Source organism: candidate division WOR-3 bacterium (assembly GCA_011052815.1).
Taxonomy (GTDB): Bacteria; Hydrothermota; Tepidihabitantia; order SM23-42; family SM23-42; genus DRIG01.
The window spans coordinates 1-19367 of sequence record DRIG01000101.1; the positions used below are offsets into that span (position 1 = coordinate 1).

The window sequence follows — 19367 nt, forward strand, 5'->3', positions numbered from 1 at the left end:
AACTTATAAAATTCGCGAATGCACAGGAAGGCAGACTCGGTTTGATCAAAGCGCAAAAAGCACTGTATTATAAAAAATTACCGAAGAACAAAGTGAAATGCCTGTTGTGTCCCAGGGGTTGTATCGTCGGTAAAGGTAAAAAAGGGTTCTGTCGGGTACGGGAAAACCGTAAGGGAAAATACTACACACTCGTCCATTCAAATCCGTGCGCCGTTCATATCGACCCGATCGAAAAGAAACCCCTCTTTCACTTTCTTCCCGGAACAGCCGCCCTGTCCATCGCCACCGCCGGTTGCAATTTCACCTGTAAGAACTGTCAGAACTGGGATATCTCACAGGCGTATCCTGAAAATACATTCAACATCCTCCTATCTCCTGACAAAATCGTCGAGCTCGCCCTGGAGAATAATGCGCCGACCATTGCTTATACATACACTGAGCCGACTGTCTTCTTCGAATATATGTTCGATACCTGCAGACGCGCGCGGAAAAAGAACGTAAGAAATATTTACCATTCAAACGGGTATATAAACCAGGAACCCCTGCTTGATCTGATTCCCTACCTTGACGCCGCGAATATCGACCTGAAGGCTTACAGTAACGCATTCTATCAGGGAATCACCGGTGGAACACTTTCACCTGTTCTGAAAACCCTGAAAACATTGAAGAGTAAAGGGGTATGGCTTGAAATAACGAATCTCGTCATTCCTTCAAAAAACGACGATGCATCTCTCATAAAAGAATTGTGTTTGTGGGTGAAAGAAGAACTGGGCGACGATGTTCCTCTGCACTTCTCAAGGTTCTATCCCCAGTATAAACTCCAGAATCTACCGCCGACCCCCGTATCCACGCTCAAAAAAGCGGCTGATATCGCCCGTAATGTTGGCATCCACTATGTTTACATCGGTAATGTACCGGGAATTCCTGAAGAGAGCACCTATTGTCCCCACTGTAATAAAGTCGTCATTGAGCGCATCGGCTATGAGATTAAATCAATCAATATCAAAAAAGGGAAATGTGGGTTCTGTGGAACAACAATCCCCGGCGTATGGAAATAAAATCCACCGGAAGTAGCATACCCATCGATTGTGTGTAGCATTTATCACTTGACATAATATATTATTTATGTAAAATAACAATATGACCGACCGCGAATTGCGTGAAGAATTAAAAAAGGGAATAATCGGCAATCGATATCTTCTGGTTGGGGATGAAACCCTTCTTATCAACAATACAATAAGTTTGATAAAAAAACATCTCCAGGTGAACGAAGCATTCGATTTCGAAACCTTTTCCATCTCGGAAATTCCGCTCGAGGAGATGATTGAGAAATTCTACGTTACACCATTCGGCTCAAAACAGCGGTTGATCGTCATAAAAAACCTGGAAGAACTGGATAAGCGGGCTCTAAAGAACTTCGCCGAAGCCATTAACAAGTTATCTTTTCCCAACTGTCTCATAATGACATATCGTGCAAAAAAAGACAACCGCAGAACCAAGAATGTTTATAAAAACATTACCGGATTATTCAAAAAGATTCATTGTGTAACCTTTCAATCCGATAAAAATTTGATTCATAAATGGATTACTTCGAGATTAAAACGGGACGGTTTGACTTTTTCGCCGTCTGTGATCCGTTATTTAGAAGAAGAGTTCGGTAATGATATCACGGGTTTAAAGAATGAAATCGAAAAGATTGAAAATTACCTCTACGAAGCAAAAACACTGCATTCTGCCAGCACGCTTAAAGACCTCGCCAGAGGACTGTGTGACTTCAATAAATATCAGGTGGTCGATATGTTTCTGAAGGGAAGAAAGGACACCATCGAGCATTTCGAGGAATTCAAACCATATTTACGCTCTTATTCGGAAATGGTCGATGCGGTAACAAGAGGACTGCTTTACTATGTCCAGAGAAAACCAAATGTATTGACGGCTCGAAAGAAAGCACTAAGTAACCTGCTTGCCGAAGTATCACGAATAGACCGAAGTGTCAAAAAAAGCTCGTACTTTGTAACGTTGATGTTTGAACTTTTCTTCCTTAAAAAAGGAAATATATTCAGGAAAGGAGGAGCCATAAATGGAAGATAAATGGCAGGAACTAAGGAAAATCGAAGCGCAGCGCACCGACGTGCTCACCAAATTAAAGAGAATCGAAGATAAAAAAGATACGGTCAGCCCGGAAGTGTACGAAAAGGTGAAAAAGGAGTACGAAGAAAAACTTGAAAGCATCGATGCGGAGATGTCAAAAAATGTCGAACTTATCAAAGAACAGCTGAAGCAGATAGAAGAGGAAAACGAACAACTGCGCCGTCTGCAGAAAAAACTGCGGCTTGAGCTCGAAGAGATCGAACTGCGCTATTCAATTGGTGAGTACTCCGAAGATGACTATAATAAACTCAGCGCTGAGCATAAAGATAAACTGGAGGTGGTTGATAAAGACCTGGAAAAGTTACGGGAACGGCAGGAATGGTTCAAAAAATTCATCGATATAAAAGATATTGAAGAGACGATTAAAGAACCTCCGGTTGAAGAAGAGGTTACGACTGAAGCCTCCACCGAAGACATTCAGATTGAAGAACACATTCTTGAAGAAAAACTTCCTGAAGAAGAGACCAAACTTGATGAATTGATCGTGGAAGAAAAAGCGGTTCTACCTGAAGCCACAGTAGAGGAGGAATCCCCCAAAGAAACAGAATCCCCGATTGAAGAAATCCCCACGGAAAAAGAGAAAAGTGTCTCCTGTCCCAAGTGCGGGCATATGAACACCCCTGACTCATGGTATTGCGAGAAGTGCGGCGCCGAAATACTCGATTCTCCGGTATCGGATTAGTCTATATATTCATAAAACCATAAACCACCATGAAATACGCTCCCATTGAAATTGAAAAAAAATGGCAAAAGTATTGGGAGGAGAAAAAATTATTTATTACAAAGAAAGACCCCGAAAAGAAGTTCTATAACCTTGTGATGTTCGCTTATCCATCCGGTGATATTCATATGGGACACTGCAAGAATTACGTCGTCGGTGATGTCTACGCCCGTTTCAAGATGAGATGCGGTTATGACGTCCTCCACCCCTGGGGGTGGGATGCATTCGGACTTCCTGCAGAGAACCAGGCGATTAAACTGGGGATCCATCCGGAAAAATGGACGATGCAGAACATCAAGGTCTCTGATGAATCGCTCAAATCACTCGGAATAAGCTATGATTGGGAACGGGAGATAATCTCCTGCCTGCCCGATTATTACAAGTGGACGCAATGGATGTTTCTTCTGTTGTACAAAAGGGGTCTCGCCTATAAAAAGGAAGCCTATGTAAACTGGTGCCCTGGCTGCCAGACAGTTCTGGCGAACGAACAGGTGATTGATGGAAGATGTTATCGCTCAAACTGTAAAGCCCTCATAGAAAAGAGAAAATTAAATCAGTGGTTCTTTAAAATCACCGACTATGCGGAACGGTTGCTCAATGACCTCGACAGACTTCCCGGCTGGCCGGAGAATGTCAAAAGGATGCAGCGGAACTGGATCGGGAAGAGCAAGGGCTGCGACATCATCTTCAAGGTGGCTGAAAAGGATATCACCTTCAAGGTCTTTACAACACGGCCCGATACGATCTTCGGCGTCACCTTTATGTCAATTGCACCGGAACATCCGATGATCGAGAAACTGATTGACGGCAGTTCTCAAAAAGAAGCGGTCCAGGCGTATATCAGAGAAGCCACCAAAAAAACCGAAATTGAACGTCTGGAAAAAGAAAAGGACGGCGTTTTTACCGGCTGTCATGCCGTAAATCCTATAAACAACGAAAAAATTCCGATCTTTGTCGCGGATTACGTACTTCTGGAATACGGTAGTGGTGTTGTAATGGGCGTGCCGGCGCACGATGAACGTGATTTTCAGTTCGCCCGGAAATACGACCTGCCGATAAGGGTGGTGATCAAACCGAAAGAAGCGGAATTAAAAGAAGAATCAATGGAACATGCCTATGAAGAAGCCGGAATAATGATCAATTCCGGTCAATTCAACGGGATGGATTCGGAAAAAGGTATCACAGCAGTCACGGAATTTCTCGCTCAAAAAAATCTGGGCGGTGAGAGTATCAATTATCGGTTAAAAGACTGGCTTATCTCCCGTCAACGATATTGGGGCGCTCCCATACCGATCATCTACTGCGATAAATGCGGGATGGTTCCCGTGCCTGAAGAACAACTCCCTGTGCTCTTACCCAAAGACATCAAGGATTACGTACCGAAAGGCAGTTCTCCGCTCGGTGCGGTAGAAAGTTTCATCAACACAGAATGTCCTGCCTGCGGTGCTCCGGCAAAACGCGACGCTGATACAATGGATACCTTTGTCTGCTCTTCATGGTATTTCCTCAGATACCTTGATCCGAGGAACGACAAGGAATTCTGTTCAAAAAAGAACGCCGATCTCTGGCTTCCCATTGATCAATACATAGGAGGAGGCAGTGAACACGCGACCGGACATTTAATCTACTTTCGATTCTTTACAAAGGTACTCTATGATGCGGGATACATCAGTGTCCAGGAACCGGCGGAAAATCTGTTCAACCTGGGAATGGTGTTAAAAGACGGTGAAGTCATGTCTAAATCAAAAGGTAATGTCGTCCCGGTGGGTGAATTTGTCCAGAAACACGGAGCAGACGTCGCCCGTCTTACGATTATCTTTGCGGCGCCGCCCGAACGGGAAAGTGAATGGAGCGACGAAGGAGTAACCGGTTCTGAGCGGTTCATCAACCGTATATATCGTATCGTCGTCGAGAACAAACAACACATCCAAAGAAGCAGACCGGAAAAAATAAACGAGGACGAAGAACCGCTTTTCATAAAAATCAATCAAACAATCGCCAAAGTAACCGAAGACCTCGAAACCTTCAAGTTCAATACGGCGATCGCAGCCCTCTGGGAACTCCTCAACGAGCTGTATCTCTCCAAAACAAAAGGACCTGTTTTCGGTTACGGCATCAATGTACTCATCCATCTCTTATCACCTTTTGCCCCTCATCTCGCCGATGAACTCTGGTCGATTGCAGATGGAGAAGGCAGTCTGGTTGAACGGGAATGGCTCACTTTTGACGAACGCTATTTAAAAGACAAAATCACCACAATCGTCATCCAGATCAACGGTAAAGTCCGTTCCCATCTCAAACTCAAGGGTGATATCAATGAACAGTTGGTAAAAGAGATGGCACTGAAGGATGAAAAGATAATACGCCATCTTCAAAATAAAGAAATCAAAAAGACGATATATGTTCCGGAAAAAATATTTAATATCGTGGTTTGATGGCGAAAGAATCACCACAATGATGCAATAAAAAGGAGGACAAGATGAAGAGGAAAAAAAAGAGAAGGAAGCAGGTGAAAAAGGGCAGGAAGGTCAAAAAAGCAAAGAAGAAAAAGAAACTTTCAATAAGAGAGCATACCATCGATATTTTGAAAAGATGCAAAAAACCACTCCATTATAAAGAGATCACTGAAAGAATTAAAAAACGCGGCTACAAATTCCATCGGAAAGATCCTGAGCGTTCAGTATATATTATAATAAACCGCTATCCCAAACTCTTCAGAAAAACAAAACCAGCCACTTATAAATTACGAAAGAAATAAAAAAGGGGGCGCTGCCCCCTTTTTTATTTGATCACGGACAGCAGTAAATCACTTCTTGTTTTTTGAAAACCCTTTCATCTTGGCGGCGTATTCACCCAGTTTCTTTTCAACCAGATAATTGATACTGTCCTTTTCAAAACCCGTCTTTGTTCTTCTTCCCGCTTTGACACCGGTCAGTAATTCGATTCCTTGATCAATGGTTTTGACGGCATAGATATGAAATTTTCTTTTTTTCACCGCATCGACGACTTCCTGTCTTAACATTAAATCATCGACATTGCTTTCGGGAATAATCACTCCCTGGTTGCCTGTAAATCCTTTTGCTTTACAGACGTCGAAAAATCCTTCGATCTTTTGATTCACTCCGCCGATCGGCTGTATTTCGCCGTTTTGATTGACTGAACCGGTAACCGCAAGCTCCTGGTTCAGGGGGATTCCGGACAGCGAAGAAAGGAGGGCGTAGACTTCTGCGCTCGATGCGGAATCACCGTCGACCTCACTGTATGATTGTTCGAAACCGAGTGTTGCGTCAATCGCCAGAGGTTGATTCTGTGCATAACGTGATTTCAAAAAGCCGCTCAGTATCAAAACCCCTTTATTATAAGTCTTGCCGCCCAGGTTCGCTTCCCTCTCGATATTTATGATACCTGCCCGACCTAAGGAAGTCTTCGCGGTGATCTTCGTCGGTTTACCAAAACTGTATCCGCCCACCTGGTATACTGAGAGTCCGTTGACCTGGCCGACCGCCTTTCCTTTTGTTGTAATCATCAGAATATTTTTTTCGATCATCTCCTGAATTTTATCTTCCAGCATGTTGACCCTTCTGCGCCATCCCTGGATCGCCTTCTCGACGTCATCCGCCTCAACACTTTTTTTCTTCTTCTGACGCGCCCAATAATCGGCTTCCCGGATGATATCGGCGATAACGTGAAAACGCGTGGATAATTTATCCTTCCGTCCTGCAATACGCACTCCGTATTCAACAATGTCTGCTATCGCCTCTTTGCTGAAAGGCAGAAGTCCCTCTGTGTGGCAGATGGATTTCACAAATGAAGCGTACTGATTGACGTTCTCTTTATTCTTCTCCATCACCGTGTCAAAATCAGCCTTAACCTTGAAAATCTTTTTGAAGTCCTCATCCCGATAATAGAGAAGATAATAGAGCCACTGAGAGCCGATCATCACCACCTTTACATCAATATTGATCGGTTCCGGCTTCAGAGCCGTCGTGGTGAAGATATAAAAAGGATCAAACGCCTGGATGTCGATCACACCGTTACGCAAAGTCCTTTTTAATGTCTGCCAGACCCCCGGTTCAATAAGCGCATCAAATGCATTGATAACCAGATAACCGCCGTTCGCCCTCAACAGGGACCCCGCCTTAATATTCAGAAAGTCACTGACGAGGATTCCCGGACCTGCGCTGTGTCTTTCGATCGTTCCGAAGAGGTTCTTGTATGAAGGGGTGGTTTCGAAAATTATCGGCTTCAATTCCGTCTCTGAATTATCCACCAGCACATTCACCTGGTACTCTCGGAAGGCGTCCTCTTTACCGTCCTTCTTCAAAAAACGTCCCAGATCCTTCATCACGGAATTCAACACTTCTTTCAGATATGCATCAATCTTTTTGTTGTTGAATTTCTTTTTGACGGCGTCTATCAAATGAGAAACCACCGGTTTGACCATTATTTCATTCAGTCGATGAATCTTCTCGTTTGCTTCGTCCTGAAGTTCCCGTACACGGCCGTAAATCGACGCCAGATCGGTCTCTAATTTTTTAAGTTTTTCCTGAATTTCTTTATACTCATCCTCAGTAAGTTTGCCTTCTTTTACAAGCTTATCTATCTCTTCCAGTTTTGTCGGTTTTTTGTCGATAATCGGAAATATCGCCGGTCGGACAAAAGGACCCGCCTGAATCTGTACCACTTTAAATCCTTCCTCTTCAACCTTCTTTTCAAAATCCCTTAATAAGAGACGATTTTCCTCTTCGTATTTATTGACTATATTCTGTCTCCTCTTCTGATACTCTTCACTGCTGAAGACCTCGGGGATATTCGACTTCAAATCACCGATCAATTTAAGCATTGCATTTTTGAACCTGTTACCGTCACCCGCCGGCAGATCGATGAGCTTCGGCATATCCGGATTTTTAAAGTTATTCACATAAGTAAGGTCGAGCAGCTTCCCTTTCTTAACCTTGATCTCGCCCAGCAATTTTGTTATTGCGGTGGTCCGCCCGGTCCCGACCGGTCCGGTGATGAATATGTTATATCCGGGATATTTGACATTCAGCCCCAATTTAATCGCGTCCATGGCACGGGGTTGACCGATAATTCCTTCATGAGTTTTTAAATCAGCCACTGTTCTAAACTTCAGCAACTTCGGGTCACACTGCCACCGTAGTTCTGAAGGTTTTAACTCTCGAAATTTTCTCATATCGCCTCCTTAATAAAAAATATCTTTACCCGGACATCTATTATAATAAGAAAAATAAGCCTGTCAACACAGTAACCGAAAAATCAGAGGAAAGTATATAATTGACATAATATCATTTTTAACTATAATACTCTATATTCATAACAAGGAGGAAATAATGGCTAAAATAACTATTAGTGTAATTAAGGCGGATATCGGCGGATATGTCGGCCATTCCAGCATGCATCCAAACATAATAACCAAGGCGATACAACTGCTTGATGAACACAAAGACAAGGGGAAAATCGTGGATTTCCACGTAACCCACTGCGGTGATGATCTCGACCTGATTATAACTCATAAACTTGGTTGTGATGCTGGAGAGATTCATAAAATGGCATGGGATATATTTGTGGAAACGACCAATCTCGCCAAGGAATTGAAGCTCTACGGTGCGGGGCAGGATTTGCTTTCCGACGCCTTCGCCGGAAATGTAAAAGGCATGGGTCCGGGGTGTGCCGAGATGGAATTTGAAGAGCGTAAAAGCGAACCGGTCATCATCTTCGCCGCTGACAAAACTTCTCCGGGCGCCTGGAATATGCCGCTTTACAAGATGTTCGCCGATCCATTTAATACAATCGGGCTGGTCATCGATCCCTCAATGCACGACGGTTTTGTCTTCGAAGTCCTTGATATATTTGAAAATAAAACCGTAAAGCTGAATGCTCCGGAAGATATCTACGACCTCCTCTGTCTCATTGGAGCGTCTGAACATTATATCATAAAAGCGGTCTACAAACGGGACGGCACGATTGCGGCTTCGACGTCCACACAAAAGGTCAACCTTATGGCGGGAAGATATGTGGGAAAAGATGATCCGGTTATGATCGTCAGATGTCAGAGCGGCTTGCCGGCCGTGGGTGAGGTTCTGGAGCCGTTTTCTATGGCTTATATGGTCACAGGCTGGATGCGCGGCTCACACTGGGGACCGTTTATGCCTGTTTCAGTGGAAGATGCCCATCCAACGAGATTCGACGGACCGCCCCGCGTCATCGCACTGGGTTTCCAGGTGTCGAACGGAACACTCGTCGGCCCCCGCGATATGTTCGCTGATGTAAGCTATGACCTCGTACGTCAGCAGGCGAACGAAGTCGCCAACTACATTCGGCGTCATGGTCCGTTCGAGCCCCAACGTCTTCCTCTTTCAGATATGGAATATACGACGCTGCCCAATGTACTCAAAAAATTGAAAGATAAATTCAAATAATAACCTTGATTAACTGTTTATTATCGATACTACTCCTCAGCCAGATTGTCGACCCGGGTGCAACCGGCTATACCTTTGTTAAACTCGGAATCGGCGTCAGACCGGTGGCATTGGCTAATGCTTTTACGGCGTTGAGCGACGACGGTAACGCGGTATTCTGGAATCCCTCGGGATTGGGGGTTGTAAAAAGTTACTATGTTTCCGCAATGGCGATGAATCATCTCGTCTATTTCAACTACTACAATTTGACATCGGCGATTCCTCTCGGAAAATACGGAGGTCTGGGATTCGGGCTTTCTTATTTAACCGGCACTGACATTGAATATTCTGAAAGGGGTGAACCCGGTAATGAATTCAAAAATTCGGATATGCTCTTGAATATCGGCTACGGAAAATCATTCACACGGCGCCGGAGAAAAATTGTCTCATTCGGCGGCGCGGTGAAAGTGGTACGGAGTCAATTATACACCTACAGTGCCTATGGAGTGCTCTCAGACGTCGGAGTGATTATCAACCCCTACAAATACATCTATCTGGGGACGGTTCTGAAAAACCTCGGTTCACCCCGCAGATTCATCGAGAAGTGGGAATTCCCACCGGTTAATTTCAGACAGGGAGTGGCGTTCAAACTGCCGTTCAAGGAAAATCATGTTGCTTTCAGCTTCGACTACTCAATCTACCCCGATGTCCTGCCGACCTTTTCTATCGGCGGAGAAATACGTATCCGCTCACCCGAGCTTATGGAAGCACTGGATCAAGGAAAGAGCGGTGAATTCCCGTTGAAGTTCGTGGGCTTTTCCCTGATGGGAGGTTATCAATCCGGCTATGAATCCGGTCCGTGGTCAGGTTTTTCTTTTGGGTTTTCCATAGAGCTGACACCGGGTGGAGGGCTATATCTTGATATCGCCGCCCTTCTTCTTTCATACGGTTATTTAGGTCAATCTGAGCGAATTGCCTTAGGATTGAACTACGTACCGACAAAAGGGAAGTCCAGGAAATAGAATAATCTCCACCCGCATGCCAGATAAGAAATCCGTCGGCGTCAGCCGCGAGCGCGCCATAGATCTGAGCTGAGACGTAATCACTGTCAAAACTTTCAGCGCGTAAATCAAATCCCTGCACAAAGGGAATCACCTTCACCCGATCCGGCAATTTTCTCTTCGCCTCCTCCACTGAATCGAAATATATCCAATAATTGCGCCAGTACTCGTTCATCTCCCTCTTGAAACTCCAGCCGAAATGGGACGGGTAGAGCATCGGATACAGTACATCGACATATTCCGCCATCTTTTCGATAATCTGTCCCTCTGTCTTTAAGGCATGCCATACAGCGAAACCGAACACACAAACTCCGATCTCTATCTCACTCTGAAATTCTTCTTTTACGGCTTTTAAGAATTCTAAGATCGGCGCACTGCGCGGTCCTGTCACATCACTCAATTTGATTCTTTCGATCGCACCATCCGTGGGAAATCGAATATAATCAAAAGCGACCGACTTTATCCCCAGTTCTGTTATCTCCTTTGTAACATCCAGAAGGTACTCCCTGACCTCTTTTTTATAAGGATTGGTCCAGGCAAGACCGTTTTTATCCAGCCAGACTTCACCGCTGTCGTCCTGAATTCCGTAATCATCATAATGACCGAGATAATCATCACGGAAACAGACGATGCGGGCGATGACTTTTAAACCATGCAATGCGGCGTTTTCCAACAGGTAGTCCACATCTATGTACCGCTTGATCGCACCCATCTCTTCGGCGAGTTCAATCTTCGACGGATAAGCGAGAAATCCATAGTCACTTTTGAAATCGACGATTATCGTATTGATCAAACCGGAATCGGCTTTAAGAAACACCTGCTCAAGATAACTCTTTTTAGCCGCCTGATACGGATTTATATATATCCCCCGAATAACAACCGTATCGGGATCAGCGTGAAACAGACCGCAGAGGACAAGAATTACACAGAGGTTCATTTTTCCTGCAATATTCTTTACCGACCTTTACCAGAAGGGCATGATATTCGTTGTAAATCTTCAGGCTGCGTGGAAGGTTGCGTTCAAAGGCATTTCGGATTTCGTCATAAGGTAAATCATACTCAAAAAACTTGTGCCGGGAAAATATTCGGCGTGTATAGGCATCGACAACGAATACTGGTTTTGAAAGGGCGTATAGCAGAATGGAATCAGCTGTTTCATATCCTATACCCTTTATCTTCAAGAGTTCCCGCCGCAGCACGGTACTCTTTTTCTTTTTCAATTTCGTAACATCACCGTTATAATTCTTCACAAAATATTCAAGAAAGGTTATTAATCTCCTGCTCTTTATCTTGTAAAAACCTGATGGTTTAATCAATTCAGGAATAAGCATCCGTTTCTTCAACAGTCTCTGCGGGGTTAAAAGATCCGCTCTTTTTATATTATCTATCGCCCTTGCTACGTTCCGCCAGTTTGTGTTCTGAGCCAGGATCGCCCCGACCATGACTTCAAACGGCGTATCACCGGGCCACCAGTATTGGGGACCGAATGTTCTATAAAGAACTCTGTATATCTTTAAAACCGCCCCAGCGAATCTCTTCCCTGATATTGAAAGTGTATCCCTGGATTTCATAGAAGACCGACCGTATATTCATCTCCTATTGAAGTTGATATTCGAGCAGAACATATTCCGCCCCTTCCCTGTAAAACCGAACGAGTCCGATATCCGGTGCATAAAATTCACACAGATGCGTCTCAGTGGTTGTCGTAGTATCAGAAGATGTAAATTTCTCTGTAATATAAAGTTCTATTTCATACACATCGCCGTCGAAAGCCTCTTCGTAGGAAAAATCCTGCACCTTTCCATTGATACGGTATTCCGCCTTCAACCATTGACCTGCTACATTAAGTGAATCAATGAGAGAATCCTGCCAGGAATTACCGATGACAAGGGGCAGTTCGATTCTCGTCACGAAACTCTCGATAATGGTGTAATCAATACCGGAAAAATTACAGGTGAATTTGTAATATTCTTTGATTGAACCCGGAAGATGCAAAATATAATGCAGTTCACCGTCGAAATCCACTGGATAGCATTCCGTCTGCAGCACGGAATCCACGGCTTCGACTTCAACAAATGCAGTATCTGAATCAGCGGAAAGATATCGCCACCAATTCCCTTCTTTGTAAAGAAAATAATCGGCTGCAGCCCGTTGAATGATGTGGTTTTCACAGCTTAAACAAAATAGAATAACAGTAACCAGAAATAAATAATAGAGTATGTTGCGGAATTTACTCACAAAAATCATAGGCAACCCCCAACTTGATGGCGATGAAACCGGCGTGAGTCTTAAAATCACTCAGACCCTTATAACAAAAAAGCGGATAAACCCGCAGATTATCACTGTGAAAATTGAGTAAAAATCCAAGGGAATAGGCGAATGCAAAACCGTCTTCGCCAGCACCGTCGATTCTGCGGCTTAAATAATCAGCACCGAATGTTATCAACGGTGAAAGACGCCAGTTATTTTTGCTGAACCCGCAATGCATGCCGTATAAACTCACCGAATAGGAACCATTCTTACCGGAATAGAAAGAATTGTCGACATAAACCGATAAATCGCTGATCTTGAAATGATGATTGACAAAGACAGAGAAGGTAACGCCCGATTCGATGTTATGGAATCCGACCGCGGGCAGACTATAACCTCCTTCAACCCCGACAGAAGCAACAAGCAACAGATATAAAAGCATAGTAAATCATATCTGGAATATCATGAATGTCAAGACCATCACATGGGTATATTGACTTATCACCGCTCTTCTGTATAATGTTCTTATGAAAGCAATTATCCTGACCAAACAAGCTCAACTGGAAAACAATCCCCTTGAATTAAAAGAGGTGCCGATACCAGAACCTGCGGATGACGAAATCAGAATAAAAATAGATGTGTGCGGCGCGTGTCGAACCGATTTACATATCGTCGAAGGTGAACTACCACCGCATAAGATGCCGGTGATTATCGGCCATCAGATCATCGGCCGCATCGACAAGACAGGAAAGGATGTCACCAGGTGGCGGATCGGTGAGCGGGTAGGGGTTCCCTGGCTGTACAAGACCTGCGGTGAGTGCAAATACTGTCGGAACGGCAAAGAGAATCTCTGTGAGAAGGCGATGTTCACCGGTTATGATGCAGACGGCGGTTTTGCCGAATACACGGTGGTTCATCAGGATTTCGCTTATCTCCTGCCCCAGAATTATTCTGATTCAGAAGCAGCCCCTCTTCTCTGCGCCGGAGTCATCGGCTATCAGGCGTTCCAGGCGACCGGAATGAAAAACAAAGGAAAATTAGGCCTCTTCGGTTTCGGCTCTTCAGCCCATATTATAATTCAGGTCGCCGTCCACCTGGGTCTTGATGTCTATGTAGTATCCAGAACCGATAAAGAACTTGAGCTCGCCCGAAACCTGGGTGCGAAATGGACCGGACACATCGATGATGATATGGGAACATTGCTCGACGCCGGCATAGTCTTCGCGCCGAGCGGAGAACTGCTCGTTGCAGCACTGGACAAGATCGATAAAGGAGGAACACTTGTTTCTGCTGGAATATACACAACTCCGCTGCCGGGTTTCGATTACTCCCGTATCTGGCCGGAAAAGTGTCTTTGTAGTATAGCGAACACCACCAGAAAGAATGTAATGGCTTTTTTAAAAATCGCCTCTGAGTTTAAGATAAAGACAAGAATCAACGAATACGAATTAAAAGACGCACAACAGGCGCTTCTCAATATAAAGAATTCACGGGTTTCCGGTTCTACGGTTTTGAAGATTCAATAAGGAATTATAAATTTTTTCCGCAATTCAAAAGGTCCGGCTGTAAGCAAGCAGAAATATACACCCGGGGCGCTCTCTTTGCCCTCTTCATCTCTTTTATCCCAGATTATATTATGATAACCGCGCCCTGTTCTTCCCTTTTTAAGGGTTCTCACCACTCTTCCGGTACAATCATAGATAGCCAACCTGAGATAAATATCTTCAGGAAGATAAAAACTGATCCGTGAATAAGTAATCACCGGATTCGGGCGGAGAACAAGAAACGGCGTTCCATAGGGAGAAGTTTCTGTTTCTTTCTCGACAACCGCATAACTTGTAGTATCGATTACAACATCATCAATCGCGATATCGGCGTTATCATCGGCGACGACGTGAAAACCTATGTAAATATTTGACATATCCGCATACTCACTGAGGTCCAGGGTTGACTGATACCAGACCCAGTCTTCCCACGGCCAGGTCACACCTGAACCCACCACGCACACGGAGTCACCGAATGTCCACAGTGTATCCCACGTTGCACCGGCGTCAGTACTCACCTCAACAAACAGATCCCCGTTATCATAGGGATAGACATGCCAGGTATAGCTGCTGATCCACCAGAAAGACAGCTGAATATCATAAACCTGTGAAAAATCAAGCGACAATATCCTCAACCAACCGTCTAAATTATAACCCCAGCCGTATGTCGCACTGAAGCTGTCGGTATGGGCATAATAATCATTTTTACACCAGGGGATAGGATTCGGGCCGCCCTGGGTACCTGATATCTCAAGGGTATCCCAACCAGAAGGTGGAAACGTATCTTCAAATCCTTGGTAGAGCATCGTATCTTGAGGAACAAAATCCGACGGAGAAGAAAAAGGACTCACTCCCGAAGGTATTATCTTACCATCGTAAAACGCCCGCAGGATTAACGGTGATAAAAAGATAAGAATGAAGGTTGCTGTTAAATATCTTTTCATTTTCGACAGAATAGTATAATAAATGCATCCCATTTGTCAAGCTGAATTTTAGAGTCAAAACTCGACATTTACTCCTGAAATAGTCATAAAAAAAGCGGGACCTTTTCGGTCCCGCTTCAAAAGAATAACCCGGTCGATTATTTCACCACGATAAGTTTCTCTGCACACGAAGACTCACCGCAGGACAACCGTACAAAATAGACCCCATTCGGAACATTTATACCGCTTGCATTCTTTCCATTCCACACCACCGAATGATAACCTGATTTCTCATAGCCATTAACCAAAGTGGTCACGTGTTGTCCCGTAATATTAAAGATTTCTAAATTAACCTTTAAGTCACTCGGCAGGTTATAAGTGATGATTGACGATTTAACAAGAGTGGTAGGTGTGATACTAATCTTCAATTGAAGTGATGGTTTCTTGACAGGCACCTCATATACGCCCAAAACTCCAAAAGCATCTAACATATCGTGGACGATCTGCTCCCAGTTCGTCCATGGAACAGGCGTTCTGCCATCGACGGTCCAGAAAGAAGTGGTCGCATCGTCACTCATAATACAAGGATATGCAGTGTTGTCAGTATCTTCAACAACATGATGCGCACTACCATCCGGGGTTAAATTATCAGGGTAAAAAACATTCAACAGGTCGGTGGTGATATTGAGAGTGATGCCGGCTATTTCATCTAAACCTTGAATATTAAGAGTACTGTCTTCAACATAATCCTCAGCAGCGCTGGCGACATGGAAGTTCGTCGTAAGGAAACTTAGCGGGACCCCGCTGTACAATAAATCCTGGGCGATCAGCCAGACCTTTCCGCCACCGTTTATATAAGCTTCAATATTTGCCATATCATTGCTTGTAAGTGTCGGATTATCCCATTGATCATAATTATTCCATATCACCAAATCATAACCCTGCATCGTAGCAAGATCAGGTCCATCCTGCATGGGATCGGTTGTAGGACCGAACCATCCATAATTTCCGGCTCCCAGTATATTGGTTAAAACACTATCCCAGACAGGATCAGGATTTGTTGGTGGGTAGTAACCCGAGCCATCCTCAACGAATAAAACACCCGCCCTCTGTGATGCCGGTCGATAGGGAACCGCCTGATTGGAAAGCTCTGCGCTTACTGTTTTACTACCGGTTTTTACAACACGGGGGGTTGCAAAGACCATAGAGAATGACAGCAGGCATATTATTATTCCTACAATCTTTAACACACGTTTCATAAAACCTCCTTGAGTTGTTCTATAACTAACTCTAAACTATTATATGAAAAATATCTGTTTTGTCAAGAGACTGTGGAAATCATTCTTTTAAACCCGAACGCGTGAATGATTCCATTATCTGCTTCTGCATGATAAAATAGAGAATAATCAACGGCGCGGTGATAAATACCGATGCCGCACAGAGCAGTGGATAATTGGTGGACTCGGCCTGCGCGAAATACGCCAGCCCGGTCTGAATGGTGCGCATTGAATCACTGTGGGTAACGATCAACGGCCAGAGAAAAGAATTCCAGTTCGCAACGATTTGAAAGATTCCAACCGTGATCAACACCGGTTTGGAGAGTGGAAGAACTATCCTCCTGAGAATCTGTATGTGACTTAAGCCGTCAATCTTTGCGGCATCAAAAAGTTCCTGAGGCAGGGTTCGAAAATGCTGTCTGAGAAGAAAGATCGAGAAAACATTCGCACCCCAGGGAACGATCAACGCCAGAAATGTATCAATCCACCCGAAGCGGCTCAGAATCACATACGAAGGGACAAGATAAACAGGCATCGGAATCATCATCATTGCGAGAAACAAAGAAAAGAAGAAATCACGCAAGGGGAATCTCAGACGGGCGAAGGCATATGCCGCAAGGCTCGAGGTGACGAATACCAGAAAAGTCGTCCCGAAAGTCATAATTATCGTATTGAGAAAATATCGGGAAAAATCAACCTGTCGGAAAGCCTCTAAGTAATTGATGAACATAAGTCTCGCGGGGAAAAGAGACGGCGGGAACTTAAGTGCTTCCATCTGGGTCTTCAAAGAAGTGCTGAACATCCAGAAAAACGGCAGCAGCATCCAGAGCGCGCCGAATAATAAAAGGATATGAATCGCTGTATTTTTCCGATTATTCATAATAAACCCGCTCTTCGATAAACCGTTTTTGCACCTGCGTCAAAATAAAAATCATAATAAAAATAACAAAAGCAATGGCGTTGGCATATCCGAGATTCCACAGTTTAAAGGAATGTTCGTAGAGATAAAAAACCACGAGGCTTGTTGTTCCTAAAGGACCACCGGGCGGCTGGGTCATTACATAGACCGGAGTGAAGGTATTAAATGCAATAATGGTCTGGGTCACCAGGAGATAAAAAATAGTGGGCGAAAGCACGGGAATGGTTATATGTCGGAAAACATTCCAGGAACTTGCACCGTCGATCTTCGCCGCTTCATAATACTGTCTGGGTATATTCTGCAATCCTGCAAGCACGATAATAATGCAGTAACCGAGATTATGCCAGACCGCCATGATGCTCAAAGAGCAAAGGGCGATTGAGGGACCGGCGAAAAATCCGGAAAGATGAACCCCGATGCCGCCGAAGATAATTTCAAATAATCCACGCGCGTCGTTCAACCATTTTATTCCTTCAATACCGATAAAATTAAAGAAGGCATTAAAAAGACCACGGTCGGGATTGAATATCCACTTCCAGACCACTGATACAGCGACGATTGAAGTTACGACCGGCAAATAATAGATGGTTCTATAAAAACCGCGCCCTTTAATCTTCTGATTCAAAAGATTCGCGAAAAATATCGAAAGAAAAATCGTCAAAGGGACAACAAAAAGAACATACCAGAAGGTATTACTCAGGGATTGATAGAATTTCGGGTCGATGAACAACCTCGTAAAATTTTTAAATCCGATGAATTTCAGCGGTCCGGCGAGCCCCCAATCAAAGAAACTCATTCGAATCGCCTGCAGGATCGGATAAAAACGAAATACGGCGATTATGAGAAGAGCCGGCAGAATAAATAGATAACCGCTCCATTCTCTGTTTTTGGACATAGTTACGTATCCAGTATTACTGTTGAAATTTCAGATCTTGATGTTTCATTTCCTGGCTTCAATATTTCTTAATTATAATATTCCGCTTCTTGAGTTCCGCTTTTATAAAGCAGCATAATTGTTTCCTCATCCCTAAGTATTCAGGCGGAATAACCCCGTAGCCGGGATGTGTTTTTATACACTGTGTAATGATGGAACCGGTGTATGCGGTCATTCGTGCCATTGACGTAATACTGTTTTTTTTGTCATAATAATCAATGCATACATATTTTCGTTTTTTCCCACCTTTTCTGATTTCAATCTTCAATATCGATATATCCTTTTCACTCCCCTTTTTCAGCACATTCCATAAGTAAACGAGATTGATTTCTTTAAGATTGACCGTACGTTTCTTATAAGGGAGTATCTGGTCTGATAAAAAACCGCATTCAATAATCGTTTTAAACAGACGTGCATGACCGGGATAACGTATCGTCTTTTCTTCCATATTCCTGACGCCCTTCATGGTTCTCAGAAGAGTCCGCAAGCCGTCGGTATAGAAACATTCAAGACGACCGATCGGCGGCTGATTAAATTCTTCAATCCCGCTTAAAGTTTCAACTATCACCGTCTTCTTATTACGCACTATCCTTGTAGGACGGGTGTACTCCTCAACTAAATCCGCCGGCGACCAGGTGATGCGGTAATTAAAAGGTGGTTGCGGAACTTGTGGTATACCGCCGACCAATATCCGCAGGGACTCAATCCCTTTCATTTCGCGGTAGGCTTCTCCCACCAGTATGTTGCTCAGACCTGGAGCAAAACCGGCGTCGGGGACGATCTTAACCTTCCTGTTTCTGGCTTTCCCATCCAGCAAAAACGGATCTTCCGATGCATAAGACAAATCCACCAGATCAACTCCAGCGGCGACCGCACACTTCATTGTATAAAAACCTAACGCCGCCGGCAGAGCACCCACTACTATATCGAACCTTTTAATCAATGTCACGAATCTCTGACGATCGGTGACGTCGACCTTTTTCACCTTCAAACCGAATTTTTCTCTGACAAATTGAAGGGATTTCTTGTCATTATCAAAAACCGTGACCTCGTATCCGGCGGCTTTTAAATCCCGCGCCGCTATTCTACCCTGCATACCGGCTCCGACAACACAGATATTCATAATTTTTATTATACAAAATTATATCGACAAGTCAACCGAGCTTCG

The 19367-nt window shown here is 44.1% G+C and carries 18 protein-coding genes; 8 read left to right on the forward strand and 10 right to left on the reverse strand.

Annotation, left to right across the window (positions count from 1 at the left end; all coding sequences use genetic code 11):
- Window positions 1-62: 62 nt before the first annotated feature.
- The 5 genes from amrS (at window position 63) to ENI34_09905 (ending at window position 5630) form a co-directional block, all read left to right on the forward strand.
- Window positions 63-1058 (forward strand): AmmeMemoRadiSam system radical SAM enzyme, encoded by a 996-nt coding sequence (gene amrS / locus ENI34_09885; protein ID HEC79428.1) that lies wholly within the window; start codon window positions 63-65, stop codon window positions 1056-1058.
- A gap of 82 nt (window positions 1059-1140) precedes the next feature.
- Window positions 1141-2091 (forward strand): hypothetical protein, encoded by a 951-nt coding sequence (locus ENI34_09890; protein HEC79429.1) that lies wholly within the window; start codon window positions 1141-1143, stop codon window positions 2089-2091.
- Window positions 2081-2833 (forward strand): zinc ribbon domain-containing protein, encoded by a 753-nt coding sequence (locus tag ENI34_09895; protein ID HEC79430.1) that lies wholly within the window; start codon window positions 2081-2083, stop codon window positions 2831-2833. Before ENI34_09890 ends, ENI34_09895 begins: the two co-directional genes overlap by 11 nt.
- Before the next feature lie 29 nt (window positions 2834-2862).
- The gene (locus tag ENI34_09900; GenBank protein HEC79431.1) at window positions 2863-5307 is read left to right on the forward strand and encodes a leucine--tRNA ligase; all 2445 of its coding nucleotides are present in this window, start codon (window positions 2863-2865) and stop codon (window positions 5305-5307) included.
- 44 nt (window positions 5308-5351) lie between these two features.
- The gene (locus tag ENI34_09905) at window positions 5352-5630 is read left to right on the forward strand and encodes a hypothetical protein (protein HEC79432.1); all 279 of its coding nucleotides are present in this window, start codon (window positions 5352-5354) and stop codon (window positions 5628-5630) included.
- Between the two features lie 48 nt (window positions 5631-5678).
- On the opposite strand, the gene ENI34_09910 is transcribed toward ENI34_09905, so the two are convergent.
- On the reverse strand, window positions 5679-8066 hold the full coding sequence (locus ENI34_09910) for an ATP-binding protein (GenBank protein ID HEC79433.1): 2388 nt from the start codon (window positions 8064-8066) through the stop codon (window positions 5679-5681).
- A gap of 157 nt (window positions 8067-8223) precedes the next feature.
- On the opposite strand from ENI34_09910, the gene ENI34_09915 reads away from it, so the two are divergent.
- Window positions 8224-9312 (forward strand): fructose 1,6-bisphosphatase, encoded by a 1089-nt coding sequence (locus ENI34_09915; protein ID HEC79434.1) that lies wholly within the window; start codon window positions 8224-8226, stop codon window positions 9310-9312.
- Window positions 9303-10313 carry a PorV/PorQ family protein gene (locus tag ENI34_09920; GenBank protein HEC79435.1) on the forward strand — a complete coding sequence of 337 codons (1011 nt, stop codon included), beginning with the start codon at window positions 9303-9305 and terminating at the stop codon, window positions 10311-10313. Before ENI34_09915 ends, ENI34_09920 begins: the two co-directional genes overlap by 10 nt.
- Here the strand turns inward: ENI34_09920 and ENI34_09925 are convergent.
- From ENI34_09925 to ENI34_09940, 4 genes are read right to left on the reverse strand one after another with little or no spacing between them, the layout of a single operon-like run.
- On the reverse strand, window positions 10051-11289 hold the full coding sequence (locus ENI34_09925; protein ID HEC79436.1) for a hypothetical protein: 1239 nt from the start codon (window positions 11287-11289) through the stop codon (window positions 10051-10053). The two genes, ENI34_09920 and ENI34_09925, sit on opposite strands and share 263 nt — an antisense overlap.
- On the reverse strand, window positions 11243-11923 hold the full coding sequence (locus ENI34_09930; GenBank protein HEC79437.1) for an endonuclease III domain-containing protein: 681 nt from the start codon (window positions 11921-11923) through the stop codon (window positions 11243-11245). The genes ENI34_09925 and ENI34_09930 overlap by 47 nt, the downstream gene beginning before the upstream one ends.
- A gap of 25 nt (window positions 11924-11948) precedes the next feature.
- Window positions 11949-12599 carry a hypothetical protein gene (locus ENI34_09935; GenBank protein ID HEC79438.1) on the reverse strand — a complete coding sequence of 217 codons (651 nt, stop codon included), beginning with the start codon at window positions 12597-12599 and terminating at the stop codon, window positions 11949-11951.
- Window positions 12583-13044, reverse strand: a complete 462-nt coding sequence (locus tag ENI34_09940; protein ID HEC79439.1) for a hypothetical protein — start codon at window positions 13042-13044, stop codon at window positions 12583-12585. The genes ENI34_09935 and ENI34_09940 overlap by 17 nt, the downstream gene beginning before the upstream one ends.
- A gap of 85 nt (window positions 13045-13129) precedes the next feature.
- Here ENI34_09940 and ENI34_09945 point away from each other — a divergent pair, with 85 nt between their 5' ends.
- Window positions 13130-14128 (forward strand): zinc-binding alcohol dehydrogenase family protein, encoded by a 999-nt coding sequence (locus ENI34_09945; GenBank protein HEC79440.1) that lies wholly within the window; start codon window positions 13130-13132, stop codon window positions 14126-14128.
- Here ENI34_09945 and ENI34_09950 read toward each other — a convergent pair.
- From ENI34_09950 to ENI34_09970, 5 genes are all read right to left on the reverse strand, one after another.
- Entirely contained in the window at window positions 14122-15090 is a 969-nt protein-coding gene (locus tag ENI34_09950) for a hypothetical protein (GenBank protein HEC79441.1), read from the reverse strand. The two genes, ENI34_09945 and ENI34_09950, sit on opposite strands and share 7 nt — an antisense overlap.
- A 137-nt stretch (window positions 15091-15227) precedes the next feature.
- Entirely contained in the window at window positions 15228-16328 is a 1101-nt protein-coding gene (locus ENI34_09955) for a T9SS type A sorting domain-containing protein (GenBank protein HEC79442.1), read from the reverse strand.
- Window positions 16329-16407: 79 nt separating this feature from the next.
- Window positions 16408-17226, reverse strand: coding sequence for a carbohydrate ABC transporter permease (locus ENI34_09960; GenBank protein ID HEC79443.1), 819 nt, complete (start codon window positions 17224-17226; stop codon window positions 16408-16410).
- Complete coding sequence (locus tag ENI34_09965) at window positions 17219-18160, reverse strand: sugar ABC transporter permease (protein ID HEC79444.1); 942 nt, start codon at window positions 18158-18160, stop codon at window positions 17219-17221. Before ENI34_09965 ends, ENI34_09960 begins: the two co-directional genes overlap by 8 nt.
- 58 nt (window positions 18161-18218) lie before the next feature.
- Complete coding sequence (locus ENI34_09970) at window positions 18219-19322, reverse strand: NAD-dependent epimerase/dehydratase family protein (protein HEC79445.1); 1104 nt, start codon at window positions 19320-19322, stop codon at window positions 18219-18221.
- Window positions 19323-19367 lie beyond the last annotated feature (45 nt).